The 22,846-nt window shown below is 71.6% G+C and carries 13 protein-coding genes, 2 tRNA genes and 1 pseudogene; 3 read left to right on the forward strand and 13 right to left on the reverse strand.

Translation table 11 applies throughout. The annotated features are described in order from the left end of the window. Positions 1–89 precede the first annotated feature (89 nt). Positions 90–2,813 (reverse strand): CBM96 family carbohydrate-binding protein, encoded by a 2,724-nt coding sequence (locus ABT026_RS16030; RefSeq protein ID WP_351115028.1) that lies wholly within the window; start codon positions 2,811–2,813, stop codon positions 90–92. A gap of 154 nt (positions 2,814–2,967) precedes the next feature. Next, positions 2,968–3,981 carry a GDP-mannose 4,6-dehydratase gene (gmd, locus tag ABT026_RS16035; RefSeq protein ID WP_351115029.1) on the reverse strand — a complete coding sequence of 338 codons (1,014 nt, stop codon included), beginning with the start codon at positions 3,979–3,981 and terminating at the stop codon, positions 2,968–2,970. 137 nt (positions 3,982–4,118) lie between these two features. Here gmd and ABT026_RS16040 point away from each other — a divergent pair, with 137 nt between their 5' ends. Next, positions 4,119–5,069 (forward strand): GDP-L-fucose synthase family protein, encoded by a 951-nt coding sequence (locus ABT026_RS16040; RefSeq protein ID WP_351115030.1) that lies wholly within the window; start codon positions 4,119–4,121, stop codon positions 5,067–5,069. A gap of 41 nt (positions 5,070–5,110) precedes the next feature. Here ABT026_RS16040 and ABT026_RS16045 read toward each other — a convergent pair whose 3' ends face one another. Together ABT026_RS16045 and ABT026_RS16050 are read right to left on the reverse strand one after the other, a co-directional pair. After that, the gene (locus ABT026_RS16045) at positions 5,111–6,463 is read right to left on the reverse strand and encodes a sugar transferase (RefSeq protein ID WP_351115031.1); all 1,353 of its coding nucleotides are present in this window, start codon (positions 6,461–6,463) and stop codon (positions 5,111–5,113) included. Between the two features lie 552 nt (positions 6,464–7,015). After that, entirely contained in the window at positions 7,016–8,059 is a 1,044-nt protein-coding gene (locus tag ABT026_RS16050; protein WP_351115032.1) for a DMT family transporter, read from the reverse strand. Positions 8,060–8,378: 319 nt separating this feature from the next. Between ABT026_RS16050 and ABT026_RS16055 the strand changes: the two genes are divergently transcribed. Then, positions 8,379–11,450: an AfsR/SARP family transcriptional regulator gene (locus tag ABT026_RS16055; protein WP_351115033.1), complete on the forward strand. Its 3,072-nt coding sequence runs from the start codon at positions 8,379–8,381 to the stop codon at positions 11,448–11,450. Positions 11,451–11,759: 309 nt separating this feature from the next. Here ABT026_RS16055 and ABT026_RS16060 read toward each other — a convergent pair. Further along, positions 11,760–11,832 (reverse strand) — tRNA-Ala (locus tag ABT026_RS16060). 197 nt (positions 11,833–12,029) lie between these two features. On the opposite strand from ABT026_RS16060, the gene ABT026_RS16065 reads away from it, so the two are divergent. Further along, positions 12,030–12,584, forward strand: coding sequence for a helix-turn-helix domain-containing protein (locus tag ABT026_RS16065; protein WP_351115034.1), 555 nt, complete (start codon positions 12,030–12,032; stop codon positions 12,582–12,584). Between the two features lie 104 nt (positions 12,585–12,688). On the opposite strand, the gene ABT026_RS16070 is transcribed toward ABT026_RS16065, so the two are convergent. The 8 genes and pseudogenes from ABT026_RS16070 to ABT026_RS16105 form a co-directional block, all read right to left on the reverse strand. Beyond that, a complete protein-coding gene (locus tag ABT026_RS16070) occupies positions 12,689–12,817 on the reverse strand; it encodes a DLW-39 family protein (protein ID WP_007824483.1) in 129 nt (42 codons plus the stop codon). Positions 12,818–14,405: 1,588 nt separating this feature from the next. After that, positions 14,406–14,479, reverse strand: a tRNA-Ile gene (locus tag ABT026_RS16075). Between the two features lie 111 nt (positions 14,480–14,590). After that, positions 14,591–15,322 carry a DUF3566 domain-containing protein gene (locus ABT026_RS16080; protein WP_351115035.1) on the reverse strand — a complete coding sequence of 244 codons (732 nt, stop codon included), beginning with the start codon at positions 15,320–15,322 and terminating at the stop codon, positions 14,591–14,593. 20 nt (positions 15,323–15,342) lie between these two features. Beyond that, a complete protein-coding gene (gene gyrA, locus ABT026_RS16085) occupies positions 15,343–18,027 on the reverse strand; it encodes a DNA gyrase subunit A (RefSeq protein ID WP_351115037.1) in 2,685 nt (894 codons plus the stop codon). Between the two features lie 66 nt (positions 18,028–18,093). Beyond that, positions 18,094–20,136: a DNA topoisomerase (ATP-hydrolyzing) subunit B gene (gene gyrB, locus ABT026_RS16090; protein ID WP_351115038.1), complete on the reverse strand. Its 2,043-nt coding sequence runs from the start codon at positions 20,134–20,136 to the stop codon at positions 18,094–18,096. 600 nt (positions 20,137–20,736) lie between these two features. Beyond that, positions 20,737–21,225: a DciA family protein gene (locus tag ABT026_RS16095; RefSeq protein WP_351115057.1), complete on the reverse strand. Its 489-nt coding sequence runs from the start codon at positions 21,223–21,225 to the stop codon at positions 20,737–20,739. 116 nt (positions 21,226–21,341) lie between these two features. Then, on the reverse strand, positions 21,342–22,463 hold the full coding sequence (gene recF, locus ABT026_RS16100) for a DNA replication/repair protein RecF (RefSeq protein WP_351115039.1): 1,122 nt from the start codon (positions 22,461–22,463) through the stop codon (positions 21,342–21,344). Positions 22,464–22,551: 88 nt separating this feature from the next. Then, positions 22,552–22,846, reverse strand: a pseudogene (locus ABT026_RS16105) (6-phosphogluconate dehydrogenase); the annotation flags it as partial.

Raw genomic sequence — 22,846 nt, forward strand, 5'->3', positions numbered from 1 at the left:
GGTGGTGCGGTTCCGCCAGGTCCGTGCCGCGGCCCGGCGGCCCCCGCGGTCGTGCGACCGACGGGAGGCCACCGGGCCGCGGGTCCGCCCTACTGGGGCGAGAAGGTGAGGATCAGCCGCGGCGTGCCCGCCGCGGACGGGGCCTCGCTGGACCACAGCCACAGCGCGTCCGTCCCGGCGGACGTCAGCGCCATGCCGTAGTCGCCGCCCAGCGCCGCGCGCACCGCGGCGACGTCCAGCTCCGCGGTGGCGCCGGAGTTGGAGGCGGACGGCGGGGTGAGCGTGCCCAGCGTGGACGGGCCCAGGGCGGGCTTGGTGTTCCACGTGGTGCCCGCCTCGGTCCACGCGCCGGTGACCGGCCGCAGCGTGACGGCGTCGGCCGAACCGGCGGTGGCGGAGGAGTCCGTGCGGACCTCCAGCGCCGCGCCGGTCAGCGTCGTGCCGGCCGGGGCCGCGGGCAGCGCGAAGCGCAGGTACGCCTCGTACCCGGAGCTGCCGCGGACCGCCAGCGAGGTGGCCGAGCCGTACGCGGTGCTCTTGGACCCCTCGTTCACGTAGGTGTCCTCGGACGCCTGCACGGAGGTGACGGTGTCGCCCTGCTTGGTGGCCTGCTGGTGGTGCGCGGCCACCCGGTCGGCGCCGAGGACGGTCGGGTAGACCGCGACCTCGTCGATCTGACCGACGAAGTTGTCACTGCTGGGACGCGACGGCCAGCCGCTCAGGTTGTCGCCGCCCACACGCCAGTAACCGGCGTAGCTCTGGTGCGTGGTGTACGCGGTGTTGCCCGCCACCCGGGCGCCGTCGACGTACAGCGTCATGCCGCCGGAGCCCTGCGTGCCGACGACGTGGTGCCACTTGCCGTCGTTGTAGCGGGTGAGGGAGTTCACCGTGCGCGTGGCCCCGTTGTAGGCGCCGAAGAACAGGCGCCCGTCGTTGGCCATGTAGATGTGCTTGTCGTAGCTGCCGCTGTTCTTGGTGGTGTTGTTGCCGAAGCCCACCAGCTTGCCGCCGCTCGTGGTGGTGGTGCGGAACCAGGTCTCCACCGAGTAGGCCGGTCCGACGGTGGTGCGACGGTCGCTGTAGAGGCGGTCGTCGGAGCCGTCGAAGCCGAACGAGGTGCCGCCGCTCGTGAGCGCGCCCGCCTCGCCGAGGGCCGGGCCGCCGCTCATGACGCCGCTCTGGTCGCCGGCCGAGGAGTCGCCGACGTACGGCGTGGTCTTCTCGTCGTGGCGCCAGTACAGGTTCGGGCCGTCCGCCAGCACCGCCGAGCCGTACGGCTCGGGCGTCTTCGGCACGGTGACGCTCGCGGTCGCCGACAGGGCGCTGGTGTTGCCCGCCGGGTCCGAGGCCGTCACCCGGTAGCTGTACGTCGAGCCCGGGGTCACGCCGGTGTCGGTGAAGGAGGCCTGCGGACGCTCCCAGAAGACGGAGTCCGCCTCGACCGTCCCGACGGGGGTGCTCGAGCCGTTGCGGTAGATCTTGTAGATCAGCCGGCTGTCGTCGTCGTCCATGCTGGTGCGCCAGCGGACCTTGACCTTGCCGGGCTCCACCGCGTCCGCACCGACCACCGGGACGGTGGGCGCGCCCACGTCACCGGTGGAGGCGAACCGGGTGAGACCCTGCGCCGCGGCGCCGTTGACGGTGGTGAACTCGCCGCCGGACCAGAGGTAGTCGACGCCGTTCTTCGACGAGATGGTGAGGGCGCGCGGGCCGATGCCCTCACCGAGACCGTCGTTGGTGTCCGGGAACCAGCCCAGCTTGGCCGTGGAGGTGGTCGGCTGGGCCAGGAAGTGCTGGCGCCGTCCGTCCGGGTACTCGCCGACGCTGGAGCAGTCGTGGGCGTGCGAGGCGCTGTAGAGGACGTCCTCGTAGGACTCCACGGCCTGGGTGGCGCCCAGGCAGGTGTCGCGCCAGCGCTGGTCGAAGGTGCCGTAGTCCAGCGCGATGCGGCCGTCGAACACGCCGCCGCCGGTGCCCTCGTTGCCGGTGTAGAAGCCGGTCCCGTCGGTGTCGATGTCCTTGACCACCGAGGTGTTCGGGATGAACCCGGTCGGGTACGCCTTCTCGACGTCGCCGCTGGCGGCGTCCACCACGGCCAGGGCGTGCGAGTTCTGCCCGTTGACGGTGAAGAAGTCGCCGCCGATCAGGGCGTGCTGCCCGTCGGGGGTGACCTCGATGGCCCGGCCGGGCTCGTCCACGTCGGCGACGAACGGGCGCAGCGAGCCGTTGCCCGCGGCGACGGCGGCGAAGCGCTCGCGCGGCTGGCCGTTGACGCTGGTGAAGTCGCCGCCCGCGTACACCGTGTCGTCGGTGACGGCCAGCGCTCGCACGGTCGCCGGGAAGGCGGCGTTGAAGCCGGTCCGCGGCGTGCAGGTCTCGATGTCGATCGCGGCGACGCTGGAGACGGCGGTGCCGTTGACCGCGCCGAAGTAGCCGCCCACGTACAGCGTCTCCTGATCGGGGGAGACGGCCATCGCGCGGACGGTGGCGGTGCCGGAGGACACCGTGAAGGACAGGTCGCAGTCGGTGGGCGCGCCCGTCGCGGCGTCCAGCGCCACGAAGTTCGCCACCTGCTGCTCACTGCCGGTTCCCCCCTCGGGGGGACGCACCGCGGAGAAGGTGCCGCCGGCGAAGACCACGCCGTCCGCCTGGGCCAGCGCCCAGACGATGCCGTTGGTCTGCCAGGTGGGCAGATCGTCCGCGGTGAAGGCGACCGACTCGCTGATCGCGCCGGCCTGCGGCGCCACGGCGACCGCAAGGCCCGCCGCGAGCACCGTCGCGAGGGCCGCGCTCAGCCCTCTCGTTCTTCTCATGGAACCCCCAAACAAACGGCCCTGGGGCCGCCCCTGACGCGTCCGGCGGGCCGCCGGACGCGTGTTCCTCCCTGCGCCGGCCGATCCCCGTCCCCCCGGGATTCGGCCGGAGCCTGTGTGCCGTGCCGGTCACGTCCCGCGACCGGCGGCCGGCTCAGCGGTCGACGCGCACCGCGGTGCCCGCCAGTTCGGCGTTCACCTGACGGACGTCGGCGTCGACCATGATCCGCGCGAGCTCCTCCACCCTGACCTCGGGCTTCCAGCCGAGGATCTCCTCGGCCTTGGAGGCGTCGCCGATCAGCGCGTCCACCTCGCTCGGACGCTCGTACTTGGCGTCGTACCGGACGTGCTCGCGCCAGTCCAGCCCCGCGTGACCGAACGCCGTCTCCAGGAACTCGCGCACCGTGGCCGCGACCCCGGTGGCCACCACGTAGTCGGTCGGCTCGTCCTGCTGGAGCATCCGCCACATGGCGTCCACGTACTCGGGCGCGTAGCCCCAGTCGCGGACGGCGTCGAGGTTCCCCAGGTAGAGCTCCTGCTGCAGCCCCGCCTTGATGCGGGCCACCGCGCGGGTGATCTTCCGGGTCACGAAGGTCTCGCCGCGGCGCGGGGACTCGTGGTTGAAGAGGATCCCGTTGACCGCGTACATGCCGTACGCCTCACGGTAGTTGACGGTGGACCAGTACGCGTAGACCTTGGCGGCACCGTACGGGCTGCGCGGGTGGAACGGCGTCGCCTCGTTCTGCGGAGGCGGCGTCGCGCCGAACATCTCCGAGGAGGACGCCTGGTAGAAGCGGGTCTCGATGCCCGCGGCGCGGACCGCCTCCAGCAGCCTCAGCGAGCCGAGCCCGGTGGCGTCGCCGGTGTACAGCGGGGCGTCGAAGGAGACCCGCACATGCGACTGGGCGCCCAGGTTGTAGACCTCCCGGGGCTGTATCTCGCGCAGCAGGTTGACCAGGGCGACGCCGTCGGTGAGGTCGGCGTGGTGCAGCACGAAGCGCCGGCCGGGCTCCTGGGGGCCCTGGTAGATGTGGTCGATCCGCTCGGTGTTGAAGCTGGACGACCGGCGCACCAGGCCGTGCACCGTGTAGCCCTTCTCCAGCAGCAGTTCCGCCAGGTACGAGCCGTCCTGGCCGGTGACACCGGTGATCAGCGCGGTCTTGCTCATGATTGGTCTTCCTCCCCGACGGGCCGGAGGACCGGCCCCGCCCCGTACTCGGTCACACGCCCCGTACACGAACCATCCGTACGGAAATCTTCTGAATTGCGCGGGATCACCCGCGGGCTGCTGGCATGATCCGGTCCATGACACTTCTTGCGCCGCAGTCCCGGATATTCGTGGCGGGCCACCGCGGGCTGGTCGGTTCCGCGGTCGTCCGCCGGCTCACCGCCGACGGCCACCAGGTCCTCACCCGGGGCCGCGCCGACCTGGACCTGCGGGACGCCGCGGCCACCGCCGCGTACCTCTCCGAGACCCGCCCGGACGCGGTCGTGCTGGCCGCCGCCAAGGTGGGCGGGATCATGGCGAACAGCACGCGTCCGGTCGAGTTCCTCGAGGACAACCTGCGGATCCAGCTGAGCGTGATCTCCGGCGCGCACGCCGCCGGGGTGGGCCGCCTGCTCTTCCTGGGCTCCTCGTGCATCTATCCGAAGTTCGCCCCGCAGCCCATCCGCGAGGACGCGCTGCTGACCGGCCCGCTGGAGCCCACCAACGAGCCGTACGCCCTCGCGAAGATCGCCGGCATCTGCCAGGTCCAGTCCTACCGCCGCCAGTTCGGCGCCTCCTGGATCAGCGCGATGCCCACCAACCTCTACGGGCCCGGCGACAACTTCGACCTGGAGACCTCGCACGTCCTGCCCGCGCTGATCCGCCGCTTCCACGAGGCCCAGGCGTCGGGCGCGGACCACGTGACCCTGTGGGGCTCCGGCTCCCCGCGCCGCGAGTTCCTGCACGTCGACGACCTGGCCTCGGCCTGCGTCCGGCTGCTGGAGACCTACGACGGCGACGAGCCGGTCAACGTCGGCTGCGGCGAGGACCTGACCATCCGCGCGCTCGCGGAGACGGTCGCCGAGGTCACCGGCTTCTCCGGCGAGATCCGCTGGGACACCACGAAGCCGGACGGCACGCCCCGCAAGCTGCTGGACGTGTCGCGGCTGACCGGGCTGGGCTGGAAGCCGTCGATCGCGCTGCGCGACGGCATCGCCGGCACCTACCGGTGGTGGCTGTCGGAGGGCGCGGGCTCCTCCCGCGCCTGAGCGGGGCGGCATCCCCCGTAGCCCTCGCACCGCGCGGGCCCTCAGTACGCTCCGCGACCGTCGGCGACGGCGCGGAGCGTACGGCTGAGCACGTCGAGGTCGCTGACGAACGACCAGTTGTCCACGTAGTGCAGGTCCAGCTGAACCGTTTCTTCCCAGGACAGGTCCGACCGGCCGCTGACCTGCCACAGCCCCGTCATGCCGGGCTTGACCCGCAGCCGACGCAGCGCGGTCGCGTCGTACCCGGCGACCTCCTCGGGCAGCGGGGGACGCGGACCCACCAGGGACATGTCGCCGATGAGCACGTTGAACAGCTGCGGCAGCTCGTCCAGCGAGGTGCGGCGCAGCAGCCGCCCGACCCGGGTCACCCGCGGATCACGGCGCATCTTGAACATCAGCCCGTCGTTCTCGTTGCGCTCCGCCAGCTCGCGCTTGAGGGCGTCCGCGTCGACGACCATGGTGCGGAACTTCCACATCACGAAGACGTCCTGGTCACGGCCGATCCGCTGCTGCCGGTAGAACGCGGGACCCCGCGAGTCCAGCTTCACCGCCAGCGCGACCAGCGCCAGGAACGGGGCGAGCACCAGCAGCCCGAGCGCGGCCCCGCAGCGGTCCAGGGCCTCCTTCAGGCTCTGCTGGACACCGCCTGGCCCCTGCGGGGGAGCCACCTTCAGCACGGTCAGGCCGGCCACCGAGCCGACCTCCAGCCGCTTGTCGGAGACCTCCACCAGACCGGGCGCCAGCGCCACCTCGACCTCGGCGTCCTGCAGCGCCCAGACCAGGTGCCGCAGGGCCGGCCCGGAGAGCCGGGCCCCCGGCGCCAGCAGCACCACGTCCGCGCGGTGACGGCGCACCGTGTCCACCAGCACGCGCCCGGCGCGCGCGCCGGAGTCCGGGTCGGCGGGCGCGTCCAGCCGCTCGGCGCCCGGCGCCTCGCCGCCGACGGCGACGCTGCCCACCACCGCGTAGGGGTGGTCCGTGCGCGAGTCGAGACGTCCCATCACCACCGGCAGCGCCTGCGCCTCGCCGACGACCAGGACCCGCAGCACCGCCTGCGCCGCGCGGCGCTCCCGGGCCAGGTGCGCGAAGACCACCCGCCGGGCGAACACCGCGAGCAGCAGGGCCGGCGTCAGGGCCGCGAGGACGACGAAGGGGTCGACGACCGTCCGGACGCCGACCCCGATCACCGCGAGGACCCCGAGCGTCATGAGCCAGTCGTGCAGCACCGGGACGGCGCCGCGGGACTCGCCCACCTCGTCACGGGTGTACCGGCGTCTCGCTCCGCGCACGCCGAGCCAGGTCAGGGTCGAGGTGAGGGTCACCAGACCGGAGGCGGGCTGCCCGGACTGCTCCAGCACGGGCGCCAGCGTCACGGTCGGAACCAGGGAATCCACGCAGAGCAGCGTGGTCACATACCAACCGGGCTTGTCCCGCAGGCCGATGCCACGAGGACGGAACGTTTCTTCACGATGCCGGTCATCCCGCTGCCGACGCGTACGGGTCTCGCCCGCGTCCCGTATGTCCGCAGACGTCCGAGCGTCCTGTGCCATCCACACGCCCCCCCAGGCCGCGCGACCCCTGGTCAAGAGTCGCGGTGTGCGTGCGGACCCATCCCCATGACGACCGCACAGGAAGGCACCGTACTCCACAGGGAAACACCGCAGTGCGTTTTTACCCTGATTTCACAAGCATGCCCACGTCAAACGGGACGAACCGGTCGGGAGCGGACGCATCAGGCGAAGCACAGGGGGCGCACGCTGGCGGCCGGAAGCACGGAACGTCCCCAGGACGCCCTGCGGTGGGCCCGGTCCAGCGGTTCGTGGCACTCGATGTGGACGGCCTCCAGGAGGGAACCTGGAGCTCGATCAGGGTGCCGCCGACCGCGCCGGTGGCGCCGACGGTGGCGACACGGGGTGCGGAACGCCCATAGGTGTCCGTGACAAGGGTCATCGGGACTCTCCCGTCGTGCTCTTCTCGCGGGTGCGGGTGGTGGCGGAGGCGGCGGTGGACACGGCGACGGGGGCCGGGGCGGCGTCCGTGCCGGCGGCCTTCGTCTCCGCGGCGGGAGTGCCGGCCGGCGGCGCGGCGCGGCGCGGCCCGAGCCGCCGGCCGAGGTTGACGCCGAGGCTCGCGGCGACGATCAGCGGAATGCCCAGCGCCTGGAGCAGCGAGATGCTGTGCCCGTACACGGCCCAGTCGCAGAGCATGGCGACGGCCGGGTAGATGAAGGCCAGGACGGCGATCTTCGGGGTGGGCAGCTTCTGGTACGAGGAGTACATCAGGACGTACATCAGGCAGGTGTGGATGACGCCGAGCCCGATCAGCCAGCCCCAGTCCGCCCCGAGCCCGCTCATGTCGCCGAAGGTGGCGAAGGGCAGCAGCAGCGGGATGCCCAGGAGGACCTGGATCAGTGCGACCAGGTGCGGCCTGACCCCGGTCACCCGCTTGGTGATGACGGTGGCGAAGGCGTAGAAGAGAGCGGCGAGCAGCGCCTGGCCGAGGCCGACCAGGTAGTCGCTCCGGCCGCTGTCCTGGAAGTCGGAGAGGGAGACCCCGGCGACCAGGACCAGGCCGACGAAGGCGACGCCCAGCCAGCCGAACTTGGCGGCGGTCAGCTTGTCCCGGAAGAGCAGCGCGCCCAGCAGCACCACGTAGAACGGCTGCGTGTGGTAGACGACGGTGGCGACGGAGATGGACGTGGTCTCGTAGGACTCGAAGAGGAACGCCCAGTTGAAGACGATGAAGACGCCTCCGAGAGCCGCCAGGCCGAACTTCTTCGGGGTGAGGCCGTGATTCTTGAAGAACCCGCGCGCCAGGCAGTACAGGCCCAGGGCGATGGTGCCGAAGACGCACCGGAAGAAGACGACGTTGAACGGTGAGGCACCGGACTCGACGACGAAGATGCCCAGGGTGCCCGAGAGCACCATGGCCGCCGTCAGTTCCATCGTTCCTTTCAGCTCGGTGCCGGCGGGACGGGTGTCAGTACTCATGGAGGTTCCTTCCTCACGGGGTGCGCAGGCGGTCAGGACACGGCCGACGGCGCCGGACGACCCCACGGGGCCCCCAGGCCGAGTGCCGGAACCAGGGCCGTCAGGAATCCGATGAGCCGCGCCGGTCTGTTCCGCACGTCCTGCTCTCCCTTGGATCGGTGTACGCCTCGATCGACATCACCGATGCTGGAGTGAGCCCTTCCCGTACCGTTCCCCGTCCGTTACCGACCGCGACCGTTCCGTTCCCGTCGGGCAGGCACGCCGCCTATGATCACGGCAGGTCCATGCCAGTGCCAGGAATGGACGGGGTCATGGGGGCATGATGGAGGCAGACGGACAGCCAGGACTGCGGTTCGGCGTCCTGGGACCGCTCCAGGGATGGTCCGGGCCCTCCCGGCTGCACCTCGGCGGAGCCGTCCAGGAACGCGTACTGGCCACCCTGCTGCTCGAACCGGGCAGGATGGTCCCGGTGACGCGACTGGTGGAGTCGGTGTGGGACGACGTCCCCCCGACGACGGCCGCGCACCAGGTCCGCAAGGCCGTCGCGCACCTGCGCCGTCGCATCCCTGACGGCAACGACCTGATCATCACCGACGGACCCGGGTACCGGGTGTCGGTCGGTGAGGAGCAGCTGGACCTCATCGAGTTCGGCAGCCACCTGCGCTCGGCCGCGGACGCCGTCCACGAGGGACGTGTCGGCGACGCCGTCAGGGCCCTGCGCCACGCCCTGTCGCTCTGGCGCGGTCCTGTCCTGTCCGGCACCGGCGGCAGGGTGATCGAGGGCGCCGCCACCGCGCTGGAGGAACGCCGCCTGGCCGCCGCCGAGCAGTACCTGGAGCTCCGTCTCGGACTCGGGGAGGCCGCCGAACTGATCGCCGACCTGCGCGACCTGATCGTGCAGCACCCGATGCGGGAGTCCCTGCGCGGCCTGCTGATGCTGGCCCTGTACCGCGGCGGCCGCCAGGCCGAGGCGATGGAGGAGTACCGCAAGGTCCGCGAACTGCTCGCCGAGGAACTCGGCATCGACCCCGGCCCCCAGCTCACCAAGTTGTACGAGGGCATCCTGCACGAGGCCCCGGAACTGGCCGCCCCCGGGCCGGTCGCGGCGTCACCCCGGCCGATCACTCCGCCCGCCGTCCTCCCCACGGCGTCCACGGCCGGGGCCGAGACCCCGGCCGCGGCTCCCTGCACCCTGCCGCAGGACCTGTCCGACTTCACCGGCCGGCACGAGGAGCTCGCCGCGCTCCTGAACCACGTCAAGGCCAGGAACGAAACGTCGGAGGGGTACACCCCGCTCATCGCGATCGACGGTATGGGCGGCAGCGGCAAGACCTCCCTGGCGGTCCGCGCGGCCCGCCAGGCCGCGGACCTCTTCCCCGACGGCCAGCTCCACATCGACCTGCGCGGCTACACCCCGGGCGAGCCCTCCGTGACGCCCTCCTCCGCTCTCGACAGCCTGTTGCGCGCGCTCGGAACACCCGGCGACCGCATACCCGACGACCTGGAGGGCCGCGCCGCCCTGTGGCGGTCCACCCTGGCCGGACGCCGCACGCTGCTCCTGCTCGACAACGCGAGGGACGTCGGTCAGGTCCTGCCCCTGCTGCCCGCCGAGCCCGGCTGCCTCGTCCTGGTCACCAGCCGGGCCAGACTGCTCGACCTGGACGGCGCCGAGTGGATCTCCATCGGCCCCATGTCCGAGGACGACGGCGCCCAGCTGCTGACCGAGATGCTCGGCGAGGCGCGGGTGGCCGCCGAGCCGAAGGCCTCGGCCGACCTCGTCGAGCTGTGCGGCCGGCTCCCGCTCGCGCTGCGCATCGTGGCCGCCCGACTGCGCAACCGGCCGCGATGGACCGTGCAGTACCTGGCCGACCGGCTGCACGACGAGACCCGGCGCCTGGAGGAACTCAGCGCCGGCGAACGCAGTGTCGCGGCCACCCTGCGCCTGTCGTACCAGGCGATGGCCGAGGAGTACCGCACCTCCTTCCGCCTTCTGGGCCTGCACCCGGGCACCGTCATCGACGTCCACTCCACGGCCGCGCTCCTGGGCATGGACACCCATGACGCCGAGTCCGTCCTGGAGCGCCTGCTGGACGTCCACCTCCTCGAGCAGCCCGAGATCGGGCTCTACCGGTTCCACGATTTGGTCCGCAACTTCGCGCAGAGCCAGGGCGGCCCGGCCACCGAAGAGGTCGACGCCCAGGGGGTGGAGCAGCTGCTCGGCTACTACCTGACCGTCACCGAAGAGGCCTGCCAGGTGCTCTTCCCGGGCCGCAAGCGCAGCTCCACCGGCCTTGCCCCGTACGGCGGCGAACTGCCGCCGCTTCAGGACCCGGAGCGCGCGTCGGCGTGGTTCGACCGCGAGCACGGCAGTCTGCCGGCTGCCGTGGCCCTCTCCGAACGACACGGCCTGGACCGCCACACCGTGTGGCTGACCCGCAACATCGTCTTCCAGCTCAACGCCCTGGGCCGCTTCGAGGACTTCAGGCACCTCAGTCAGGTCGCGGTCAAGGCCGCGCGCCGCGTCCAGGACCTCGCCCTGCTGGGCGCCAGCCTGTCGAGCCTGGGAATCGCGTGCTGGAAGCTGGGCCACTTCGACGAGGGCATCGAGGTGACCAGCGAGGGACGCGACATCGCCGTACGGCTGGGCGAGAAGCACACCGAGGCGCACAGCGAGTCCACCATCGGACTGCTGTTGACGGTGCTCGGCCAGCACGCGGAGGCCCTGCCGCACCTGGAACGCGCGATGGCCCTGGAACATGAACTGGACATCCCGCGCTCGCAGGCGGAGACCCTCACCATCCTCAGCACGCTGTACGAACAGTGGGGCCGTTACGGTGAGGCCGCCACGGCGGCGCGGAGAGCCCTGGAGATCCACCGGCAGGTCGACTACCGCAGCAACCGGGTGATGGCACTGACCGATCTCGCCTTCGCCCACGTCGGCCTGGGCGAGTACGAGGACGCCCGCACCTGTCTGGAGCGGGCCCGTGGCCTGTGCGACGAGGCGAGCCCGCCCGGGGACTTCGCCCTGGTCCTGGCGTTGTCCGCGCAGGTCGCCCAGTACCTGGGCCGCGGGAGCGAGGTGTCGGGTCTCACCGGGCAGGCGCTCGAGCTCGCCGAGCTGAGCGGCAGCCCGACCCGCCAGGCGAAGGTCGAGAACCTCGTCGGCCGGGTCCACCGGCGACGACACGACCACGAGCGCGCCATGCAACTGCACTCCCACGCGTACGAGCTCGCCGCGGCCATCCGCTACCGGGCCGAGGAGGCACGCGCGCTGGGCGGTATGGCACGCGCCGCGAGGGCACTCGGCGACACGGTCTCGGCCGCGAAGCACGAGGCCGCCGCGGCCGCGCTGTTCGAGGTCATGGGAGCACCGCCGTACAACCTGGACTGACGCGGGCGCCCTCCGTCCGCGAGGTGCGGGACACGGGTGCCGTGGGACACCCGGGTGCGGTGGGGCGCCGGGGCCGAGGCGCCGGGGCCGGGGCATCGGGGCTGGGCCTCGCCGGGTCGCCGGGTCCGGTCCCGCTCCGGGAGGGAGCTCTTTCCCCTCCCTCATCGCCCGGACGCTGACCGGCCGTCAGGAAGGCCCGGGCGAGGAAATGGGCACACCCGGATTCTCGGGGTCCCAGCAGGCCTGCGGGTGGGGCGTGACAAAGCCCCCCGAAACCGCGTTTCCGCGGATCGGAGGGCTTGGGAGAAGTGGAGCCTAGGGGAGTCGAACCCCTGACATCTGCCATGCAAAGACAGCGCTCTACCAACTGAGCTAAGGCCCCTCAACAACGGCATCCGCCCCGGAGGTGCGACCACCGGTGCGAGCCGACGACCAGACTACCCGGTGACCCCCGGTATCCCGCAAAAGGATTGGTCAACCAGGGCGGCTGCGACTCCCCGCCGCCTCCGGGCCTCCGTAAGATTCGGTACGTGGTTCGCTCGAGCGAACCCTGTACATGGGGAAGCGATGGGGAGACGCATGGACGCCGCACAGCAGGAAGCCACCTCGAGGGCGCGCGAGCTGCAGCGGAACTGGTACGGAGAGCCTCTGGGGGAGCTCTTCCGACGGCTGATCGACGACCTGGGGCTCAACCAGGCGCGGCTCGCGGGTGTGCTCGGGCTGTCGGCGCCGATGCTGTCGCAGCTGATGAGCGGACAGCGGGCGAAGATCGGCAACCCCGCGGTGGTGCAGCGGGTCCGGCTGCTGCAGGACCTGGCGGCACAGGTCGCCGACGGCAGCGTCAGCGCGGCCGAGGCGGCCGAACGCATGGAGGAGATCAAGAAGTCGCAGGGCGGCTCGATGCTGAGCGTGGCCGCCCAGCAGACGGCGGCGACGCCGGTGGGCGCCCCCACGGTGAAGCGGGTGGTGCGGGAGATACAGAGTCTCCTGCGTTCGCTGGCCGCGGCCGGCGACATCATCGAGGCCGCCGAACAGATCGGGGAGACGCACCCCGAACTCGCCGAGTTCCTGAAGGTGTACGGGGCCGGGCGCACCGCCGACGCGGTCGCGCACTATCAGGTCCACCAGAGCTGAGAAGAGCTGGGCGCGGGACCGGCCGAGCGCCGGCCCCGACAGCACGAAACCCCGGTCGCCTTCGGGCGGCCGGGGTTTTCGCGTGGTTTCGGCGACTGCCGCCCTCAGGAACCGCTGGGCACGGAGTCGGTGGCCTCCGTCCACAGGTCCTGCTCGGCGCGGTCCGCCTGGATCTGGCGGTACACGAGGAGACCGCCGATGGCGGCCAGGGCGACCAGGAGAAGCTTCTTCACCGCGCGACCTCGTCTTTCGTTGACGTAGGGAGACCTCTAGGCGCCCGACTATACACACCGGCCGATACCGAACGGTGACCTAGGGGTGGGCTCCCAACTGCCCTGCGGGGCGCTTCAGATCACCGGGTGATCGCACCGGCGCGCCCGCGCGCCGGGGGTTCCTCCCCAAGCTCCTCGGGGTTCCTCACCGGCCGTGCGTCCGTCCGGGTGGTGTTCATCGGACCATCGACGCGCCATGGGCGAGGGTCCCACGCATCGGGCTGCGCATACACATCATGAGGAAAGTACGCAAATCGCCCAACCCGAATGTGAGGTCATCCATGACCGGAACCCAGGTCAGGAAGCTGTGGCAGGTGCTGGTGTCCGCGTTCCTCGCGCTGTTCACGGCGCTGGGGCTCGTGTCCACGACGTCCGCGGCGGCGGTACCGCAGAGCGGGCCCGCGCGCAACGGCGGACGCCGCGGCGGCAACGGCGGCCGGACGCACGCCGCGACGATCCGCTCGGCCGGGACGACACGAGCCGGCCTGCGGGCCACGGCGCGGGCCACGGCGGGGGTGACCGCCACCGCCGCGATCCCCCGGCAGACCGCCGGGAGCGGGCTCTGGCCGGCGGACCGGGCCCTTCCGCCCACGATGAAGCAGCGCATCCTCGCGGAGGCCCACGGCGGCTCCCCGCACAGCCGCTCCGGCTCCACCGGCGGCGTCGGCCTGCTGGTCCCCGCCGCGCTCCCCACGGCCCCCTCCGCCGCCTCGGACACCGCACCGCGCCGCGACGCCACCGACCTCCTGGCCGACCCCCTCGAGCAGGAGCCGGCCATACACCTCCCCCTCAGCGCCGCGACCACCGCGCGCCCTCCCCACCAACCCGGCGTCCCGTCAGGCGGCCTCCCCGGGACCCCGCACGGCCCGCACACTCCGCCCCACCCGCACGGCCGGCACACTCCGCCTCACTCCCAAGGCCGGCACACTCCACCCCACCCCCGAGGCCCGGACAGCCTGCACGGCCCGCCCGGGATCCACCCCGCACGCGGCTCGCTGCGCCCACACCGCCCGCACGGCTCACCGAGCGGGAACCGCCGCCCCCAAGCGCCCTGCGAACACCTGCCGCTCGGCATGCAACGCCCGCACAACGCGACCGGCCCGCACCCCGACAGCACGGCCGCCCCGCCTCTCCACAGCCACAGCCATCGTCGAGGCGATCACCCCGTGGCACCGCCCCTGACCGCAGCGAACAGCCGCGAGCGACCCCGCACCGCCACCGGCCCACCTCCAACGGCCCCGATCAGCGCCTGCTCCGCCCCGCTCCTCCCGCACCGCGCCGGAGCACGCCCCACCGCACCTCGGTCCGCGCCACGAACCACACTGCGGGCCGCGCTCCTACCCGCCCCGCACATCCCTCAGTCACGCACGCCCCGCACGTCACTCCCGTCGCGGCCGCGCCCCCGCACCACGCCGTCTCGAGCCCGCCCTCACCAGGCGGGCCGGCGGCGTTTCCCCGTGCCCGCCCGCAGTGGCCCCCGGTGGCGGTCGGCACACCCCGGAATCGCAGAAGACCCCCGGTCCGGTGGACCGAGGGTCTTCAGTGTCTGTGGGGCTAACAGGATTTGAACCTGTGGCCTCATCCTTATCAGGGATGCGCTCTAACCAACTGAGCTATAGCCCCGCCGCGCTCTGCGGTGTGTGTCCCGCGCGCTGACTCCTGAAGATTAGCGCACGACATGCGAACTCCCAAAATCGGTATCCGCAGCCCGGAGCGCCCGATCTCCAGGAGGCCCTACTCGTCCTCGGCGAGCGTCAGCTCGACGCCGCCGACGAAGCCGGCGGACAGGTTGTAGATGAAGGCGCCCAGCGTCGCCAGCGCCGTCATCAGCACCACGTCGACCACCGCGATCACCGCGGTGAACATCAGCACGTTCGGCAGCGACAGGAAGCCCTGCAGGTCGAAGCCGTTGGACCCCTCGGAGCCCGTCGCCTCCGCGATGGTCCCGCCGACCGTGGCGAAGACGCCCATCGCGTCCATGACCAGCCACAGCACCGCCGCCGCGACCACCGTGCAGATGCCCAGGGCGATGGACAGCAGGAAGCTGACCTTCATCACCGACCACGGGTCGGTCCTCGCGACCCGCAGCCGCGCCTTGCGGGTGCGCGGCACCGGCTTGGCGCCGGTCCGCGGCCTGCGCACCGCACCGGCCGGAGGCGCCGACACCGCGCCCGCCTCGTAGGCGTGCGGCGGGTGGTACGGGCCCGCGGAGCCCTGCTGCCCCTGCCGCTCCCCGGGCAGCGGCGACGTCGGCAGCGGCGTCACCTCGGGACGCCCCTGCGCCTGGGCCCGGCCGGGCTGCTCGTAGGGCTGGGTGGGCTGGGTCACGGTTCCCCCCTGGGATCCATGGGTCTGATGGGCCTCCGCCGCCTTCTGCGACGGGGCCTGGGTCTGCTGCGCGAAGGAGCCACGGCCGCCGCCGTCGGTCTCCCCACCGGTCGGTCCGGCGCCCGTGGCTCCGTTCACGCTCGTCTCACTCCTCGTGCCTACTCGGCCGAGGGCGACTCACCCTCGTCCGCGCCGGTCGTCCCGGCCTCAGCGTCCGTTGCGTCGAACGCCGTGGATCCGGCGCCCTCCGTGGTCTCGGCGGCCTCGTCGACGACGATGTCGCCGTCGACCTCCTCCGCCTCGCGGCCCGCCTCGGCGTTGCGCGCGATGCCGACCACCGCGTCACGCTTGCCCAGGTTGATCAGCTGGACGCCCATGGTGTCACGGCCGGTTTCCCTGACCTCGCTCACCCGGGTGCGGATCACGCCGCCGGCCTGCGTGATGGCGAGGATCTCGTCGCTCTCCTCCACCACCAGCGCGCCGACGAGCGACCCGCGGTCCTCGACGATCTTGGCAGCCTTGATGCCCAGACCGCCACGGCCCTGCACCCGGTATTCCTCGACGGCGGTCCGCTTGCCGTACCCGCCGTCGGTCGCGGTGAAGACGAACGTACCCGGTCGCACGACATTCATCGAGAGCAGCTGGTCGCCCTCACGGAAGCTCATGCCCTTCACGCCGGAGGTCGCGCGGCCCATCGGGCGCAGCGAGTCGTCCGTCGCGGTGAACCGCAGGGACTGGGCCTTCCTGCTGATGAGGAGCAGGTCGTCGTCGGGCGAGACCAGCTCGGCGCCGATCAGCTCGTCGTCGGTGCCGTCCTCCATCTGGCGGAGGTTGATCGCGATGACGCCGCCGGAACGCGGGGAGTCGTAGTCCTTCAGCGAGGTCTTCTTCACCAGGCCGCTCTTGGTGGCGAGCACCAGGTACGGGGCCACCTCGTAGTCGCGGATCGCGCGGATGCCGGCGATCTGCTCGTCCGGCTGGAAGGCCAGCAGGTTGGCGACGTGCTGGCCGCGGGCGTCCCGGCCGGCGTCCGGCAGCTCGTACCCCTTGACCCGGTAGACCCGGCCCTTGGTGGTGAAGAACAGCAGCCAGTGGTGGGTGGTGGAGACGAAGAAGTGGTCGACGATGTCGTCTTCCTTGAGCTTCGTGCCCCGCACGCCCTTGCCGCCGCGCTTCTGGGCGCGGTAGTCCACCGTCTTGGTGCGCTTGATGTAGCCGCCGCGGGTGACCGTGACGACGATGTCCTCCTCGGCGATCAGGTCCTCGATGGACATGTCGCCGTCGTAGGGCACCAGGGCGCTCTTGCGGTCGTCGCCGAACTTCTCGACGATCGCCGCCAGCTCCTCGCTGACGATGCCGCGCTGGCGGACCGGCGAGCCGAGGATCTCGTTGTACTCGTTGATCTTCGCCTGGAGCTCGTCGTGCTCCTGGATGATCTTCTGGCGCTCCAGGGCGGCGAGCCGGCGGAGCTGCATCTCCAGGATCGCGTTGGCCTGGATCTCGTCGATCTCCAGCAGGCTCATCAGGCCGCCACGGGCCACGTCCACCGTGTCGCTGCGGCGGATCAGGGCGATGACCTCGTCGATCGCGTCCAGGGCCTTGAGCAGACCGCGCAGGATGTGGGCGCGCTCCTCCGCCTTGCGCAGCCGGAACTTGGTGCGGCGGACGATGACCTCGATCTGGTGCGTCACCCAGTGCCGGATGAACGCGTCCAGCGAGAGGGTGCGCGGCACGCCGTCGACCAGGGCCAGCATGTTGGCGCCGAAGTTGGTCTGAAGGTCGGTGTGCTTGTACAGGTTGTTGAGGACGACCTTGGCGACCGCGTCCCGCTTGAGCACGATGACCAGGCGCTGGCCGGTGCGCGAGGAGGTCTCGTCGCGGACGTCGGCGATGCCACCGATCTTGCCGTCCTTGACCAGGTCGGCGATCCGCTGGGCCAGGTTGTCAGGGTTGACCTGGTAGGGCAGCTCGGTGACGACCAGGCACTGGCGGTTCTGGATCTCCTCGACCTCGACCACCGCGCGCATGGTGATCGAGCCGCGGCCGGTCCGGTAGGCCTCCTCGATGCCCTTGCGGCCCACCACCAGGGCGCCGGTCGGGAAGTCGGGGCCCTTGATGCGCTCCAGCAGGGCGTCCAGGAGGTCCTCCTGGGAGGCCTCCGGGTTCTCCAGGTACCACTGGGCGCCGGCGGCGACCTCGCGCAGGTTGTGCGGCGGGATGTTGGTCGCCATGCCGACCGCGATGCCGGCCGAGCCGTTGATCAGCAGGTTCGGGAAGCGGGACGGCAGGACGGTCGGCTCCTGGGAGCGGCCGTCGTAGTTGTCCGTGAAGTCGACGGTCTCCTCGTCGATGTCGCGGACCATCTCCATCGACAACGGCGCCATCTTGCACTCGGTGTACCGCATGGCCGCGGCCGGGTCGTTGCCCGGGGAACCGAAGTTGCCGTTGGAGTCGACCAGCGGCATCCGCATCGACCACGGCTGGGCCAGGCGGACCAGGGCGTCGTAGATGGAGGAGTCGCCGTGCGGGTGGTAGTTGCCCATCACGTCGCCGACGACGCGGGCGCACTTGTAGAAGCCCTTCTCGGGCCGGTAGCCGCCGTCGTACATGGCGTACAGCACACGCCGGTGGACGGGCTTGAGGCCGTCCCGGACGTCCGGCAGCGCACGCGAGACGATGACGGACATCGCGTAGTCGAGGTACGAGCGCTGCATCTCCGTCTCGAGCCCGACCGGCTCGATGCGCATCGCGATCTCGTCGTCGGCGACCACGGGGGCGACCGGCGTCGCGGCGCCCTCGGCGGGCTCGGGGTCAGGAGTGACGGGAGTGTTCTCGTCGGCCATTGCTGGTGAAGATCCTTCCTGGTGCGGTCAGCGATTGCTCGGCTGCTCGGGGCAGCAGTGACCGACTCAGATGTCGAGGAAGCGGACGTCCTTGGCGTTGCGCTGGATGAAGGCGCGGCGGGCCTCGACGTCCTCGCCCATGAGGACCGAGAACAGGTCGTCGGCCTGGGCGGCGTCGTCGAGGGTGACCTGGCCGAGGACCCGGTGCTCCTGGTCCATGGTCGTGATCCGCAGCTCCTCGGCGTTCATCTCGCCGAGACCCTTGAAGCGCTGCACCGAGTCGTCCTTGATCCGCTTGCCGTTGCTGCGGCCGAGCTCGATCAGGGCGTCGCGCTCGCGGTCGGAGTAGGCGTACTCGAAGTCGTCCCGGCCCCACTTGATCTTGTACAGCGGCGGACGGGAGAGGAAGACGTGACCGGCCTCCACCAGCGGCCGCATGAAGCGGAACAGGAAGGTCAGCAGCAGCGTGTTGATGTGCTGGCCGTCGACGTCGGCGTCCGCCATGAGGATGATCTTGTGATAGCGGAGCTTGGAGATGTCGAAGTCCTCGTGCACGCCGGTGCCGAAGGCGGAGATCAGCGCCTGGATCTCCTGGTTCTGCAGGATCTTGTCGATCCGCGCCTTCTCGACGTTGAGGATCTTGCCTCGGATCGGGAGGATCGCCTGGTACTGCGGGTTCCGGCCGGACTTGGCGGAGCCGCCGGCGGAGTCGCCCTCGACGATGAAGATCTCGCACTTGACCGGGTCGTTGGACTGGCAGTCGGCCAGCTTGCCCGGCAGCGAGGCCGACTCCAGCAGACCCTTGCGGCGGGTCAGGTCGCGCGCCTTGCGGGCGGCGACCCGGGCCGTCGCGGCCTGGATGCCCTTGCGGATGATGTCCGCGGCCTCGTTGGGGTTGCGGTCCAGCCAGTCCGTGAGGTGCTCGTGCACCACGCGCTGGACGAAGGTCTTGACCTCGGTGTTGCCCAGCTTGGTCTTGGTCTGGCCCTCGAACTGCGGCTCGCCCAGCTTGACCGAGATGATCGCGGTCAGACCCTCGCGGATGTCGTCACCGGTGAGGTTGTCGTCCTTCTCGCGGAGCAGCTTCTTGTCGCGCGCGTACTTGTTGATCAGCGTGGTCAGCGCGGCGCGGAAGCCCTCCTCGTGGGTACCGCCCTCATGGGTGTGGATGACGTTGGCGAAGGAGTAGACGCCCTCGCTGTAGCCGCCGTTCCACTGCATCGCGACCTCGAGGGAGAGCTGACGCTCCTTGTCCTCGGCCTCGATGTCGATGACGGTCGGGTGGACCATCTCGCCCTTGCGGGAGTTGAGGTACTTCACGAAGTCGACGATGCCGCCGTCGTACTTGTACGTGACGGTCTTGACCTCGGGCTTCGCGTCCGCGCCCGCCTCGTCCGCGCCGGCCGTGGCCTTCGCGGTCTCGCGCTCGTCGGTCAGGCTGATGGAGATCCCCTTGTTGAGGAACGCCATCTCCTGGAACCGGCGGGAGAGGGTCTCGAACGAGTACTCCGTGGTCTCGAAGATGTCCGGGTCCGCCCAGAAGGTGACCGAGGTGCCCGTCTCCTCGGTCGGCTCGCCCTTGGCCAGCGGCGCCGTCGGCACGCCCGCCTTGTAGTCCTGCGTCCACACGAAGCCGTCGGTCTTCACCTCGACGGAGACCCGGGTGGACAGGGCGTTCACGACGGAGACGCCGACGCCGTGCAGACCACCGGAGACGGCGTAGCCGCCGCCTCCGAACTTGCCGCCCGCGTGCAGGACGGTGAGCACGACCTCGACGGCCGGCTTCCCCTGGCCCGGCACGATGCCGACGGGGATGCCACGGCCGTTGTCGACGCAGCGGACGCCGCCGTCGGGGAGGATCGTCACCTCGATGGTGTCCGCGTGGCCGGCCAGCGCCTCGTCGACGGAGTTGTCCACGACCTCCTGCACCATGTGGTGCAGGCCACGCTCACCGGTCGAGCCGATGTACATGCCGGGCCGCTTGCGGACCGCGTCCAGCCCTTCGAGCACGGAGATGGCGCTCGCGTCGTACGAGGACGATTCGCCCCCGGCTGCTGCGGCGGCGTCGTTGGACGGGATGTTCTCGTTGGGGTTGCCGGAATCGGCCACGAAGCGCCCTTTCTGGCACAGCACAAGCCGTACTCGCGGCCGATGACCTGGCGACCGGAGCGGCTGCGGCATGTAGCGGTTTTCAACCTGGATCAGCGTTGCTCGGTGTGTGTCCCACAAGTGGGGCGGGATTGCGCTCCAGTCTACCGCTAGCGCCGACACTGATGGGCCGTTGCGGGCACCTCAGTTCGCATGTGCCGCCCTGAACCGGACCGGACCGACTCCCCATATACGGGGCGGGGCTCCAAGAGCCTCACAGCGGCACTCAGCGCTTTGCCTTGTCAACCCATGGCTACCGGAAGGTCACCTTCAGCACCCCACCCTTCGAACACCCGCCCCAGCCCTGTTTTCCCGGCCGGCGCGGGGCATGCCTGAACGGCGGCGGGGGCCGTCACTCCGCTTGTGGGCACCCTGCGCCCCGCCCTCCCTGCGGGCAATCGTGCCGCTGGGCGGCACGGGTGGGCGCAGGCGCCGCGTACGCACGGGACGGCTCGCTCCGCGGAACGTAAGCCCTCCGGGAAGGGGGCGGGTCGGGGGACAGAGGGTGCTGTCCACCCGGGTTTCAGCCCCGCGAAGCCACCGCCCCCGCGGAGGGAACGGTCACCAGTCGTGGGTGCCGCGGCTCCCGGACGCGCGCAACGGGCCGTACCGGGGACGCACCGCCCCCGCGGGCCCCAGCACCTTGATCACCCGCACCGTCCCGTGCCCGAGATCCGCGTTCAGCCGCGCCACCAACTGCGGCGCCAGCAACCGCAGGTTCGCCGCCCACGCCGACGAGTCGCACCGCACCACCAGCTCGCGCCCGTCCTCGTCGTACCGCTCCGGCGAACAGTGGTTGGCCACGTCGTCGCCGACGATCTGCGGCCACCGCCCCATGACCCCGCCGACCGCCGCCGGCCGCTCCCAGCCCCGTTCGGTCACCAGTCGGTTGATCGCCGCGCCCAGCGCCATCGGATCGCGGCCGTCGCCCCGTGAACCGGACCGCGCCCCCCGTCGCCCCGCACCCGCGCCCTTGGTCTGCCGCGTCGCCTCGCCCCGGGCGCGCGCCTGCTCCCGGGCGGCCCGCAGCGCCACCCGGGCGAGGTCCACCCCGGACGGCTGCCCCGCGCCCGCTGCCCCGCCACCGGCGGCCGCACCGTTCGCGGCCGCACCGTTCGCGCCGGAACCCACGGTCCCGCCGGATCCTCCCGTGCCCGCACCCGTCGTCACGCCCGCTCCACCGTCCCGTCGGCGACCCGGAACCGCGCCCCGGTCAACGCGGACGGCACGTCCTCGTCCACCGCCGCCGTCACCATCACCTGCTCCGCCGGAGCCACCAGCTCCGCGAGCCGGTCCCGACGCCGCGCGTCGAGTTCGGCGAAGACGTCGTCCAGGATCAGCACCGGCTCGTTGCCCTCCGTCCGCAGCAGCTCGTACGAGGCCAGCCGCAGCGCCAGCGCGTACGACCAGGACTCCCCGTGCGACGCGTACCCCTTCGCCGGCAGCCGGCCCAGCCGCAGCACGAGGTCGTCCCGGTGCGGCCCGGCCAGCGTCACCCCGCGCTCGATCTCCTGCTTGCGGACGCCCTCCAGCGCCGCCAGCAGCTGCGGGTACAGCTCCTCACGGGTGTGCCCCTCTCCGGGGGCGGACGCCTTGTACTCCAGGGCGACCGGGCCCCCGCCCGGCGCCAGCTGCTCGTACGCCTTGTCGGCCAGCGGCTGCAGCACCGCGATCAGATCCAGCCGCTGCGCCAGCAGCTCGGCGCCGACCTGGGCCAGGTGCTGGTCCCAGATGTCCAGCGTCGACATGTCCATGTTCCGCCCACCGTGGCGGCGGGCCAGCGCCGCCGACTTCAGCAGGGTGTTGCGCTGCTTGAGCACCCGCTCGTAGTCGGACCGGACGCCCGCCATCCGAGGGGAGCGCGCGGTGACCAGCTCGTCCAGGAACCGCCGCCGCTCCCCGGGGTCGCCCTTGACCAGCGCGAGGTCCTCCGGCGCGAACAGCACGGTGCGCAGGATGCCCAGCACGTCACGGGGCCTGACCTGCGAGGACCGGTTGATCCGGGCCCGGTTGGCGCGGCCCGGGTTGAGCTCCAGCTCGACCAGTTGCTGCCGCTCGCCCTGCCGCACCTGGGCCCGCACGATCGCCCGCTCGGCGCCCATCCGCACCAGCGGGGCGTCCGAGGAGACCCGGTGGCTGCCCAGCGTCGCCAGGTAGCCGACGGCCTCGACCAGGTTCGTCTTGCCCTGCCCGTTGGGACCCACGAACGCCGTGACGCCCGGGCCGAGAGCGACCTCGGCCCGGGCGTACGAGCGGAAGTCGGCCAGCGAGAGATGCGTGACATGCATGGGCGGGCGCCGACCTCCCCGGCGTGGAACTGCTAGGCGGTGCCGGGGCCCTGCCCCGCTTGCGGGCGGGGCCCCGTCGTGCTGCGGACTACTTCTGCGTGACCGCGTGGCCGCCGAACTGGTTGCGCAGGGCGGCGATCATCTTCATCTGCGGGGAGTCCTCCTGACGGGAGGCGAAGCGGGCGAAGAGGGAGGCGGTGATGGCGGGCAGCGGGACGGCGTTGTCGATGGCCGCCTCGACCGTCCAGCGGCCCTCGCCGGAGTCCTGGGCGAAGCCGCGCAGCTTGCCCAGGTGCTCGTCCTCGTCGAGGGCGTTGACGGCCAGGTCCAGCAGCCAGGAGCGGATGACGGTGCCCTCGCGCCAGGAGCGGAAGATCTCGCGG

This window comes from Streptomyces sp. NPDC002734 (genome assembly GCF_040295685.1).
Taxonomy (GTDB): Bacteria; Actinomycetota; Actinomycetes; order Streptomycetales; family Streptomycetaceae; genus Streptomyces.

Bases quoted from the DNA above. Each gene is read 5' to 3' on its own strand.
- ABT026_RS16030 (WP_351115028.1), bottom strand. From the start codon at position 2,813: ATGAGAAGAACGAGAGGGCTGAGCGCGGCCCTCGCGACGGTGCTCGCG.
- gmd (WP_351115029.1), bottom strand. From the start codon at position 3,981: ATGAGCAAGACCGCGCTGATCACCGGTGTCACCGGCCAGGACGGCTCG.
- ABT026_RS16040 (WP_351115030.1), top strand. From the start codon at position 4,119: ATGACACTTCTTGCGCCGCAGTCCCGGATATTCGTGGCGGGCCACCGC.
- ABT026_RS16050 (WP_351115032.1), bottom strand. From the start codon at position 8,059: ATGAGTACTGACACCCGTCCCGCCGGCACCGAGCTGAAAGGAACGATG.
- ABT026_RS16055 (WP_351115033.1), top strand. From the start codon at position 8,379: ATGATGGAGGCAGACGGACAGCCAGGACTGCGGTTCGGCGTCCTGGGA.
- ABT026_RS16065 (WP_351115034.1), top strand. From the start codon at position 12,030: ATGGACGCCGCACAGCAGGAAGCCACCTCGAGGGCGCGCGAGCTGCAG.
- gyrA (WP_351115037.1), bottom strand. From the start codon at position 18,027: ATGGCCGACGAGAACACTCCCGTCACTCCTGACCCCGAGCCCGCCGAG.
- recF (WP_351115039.1), bottom strand. From the start codon at position 22,463: ATGCATGTCACGCATCTCTCGCTGGCCGACTTCCGCTCGTACGCCCGG.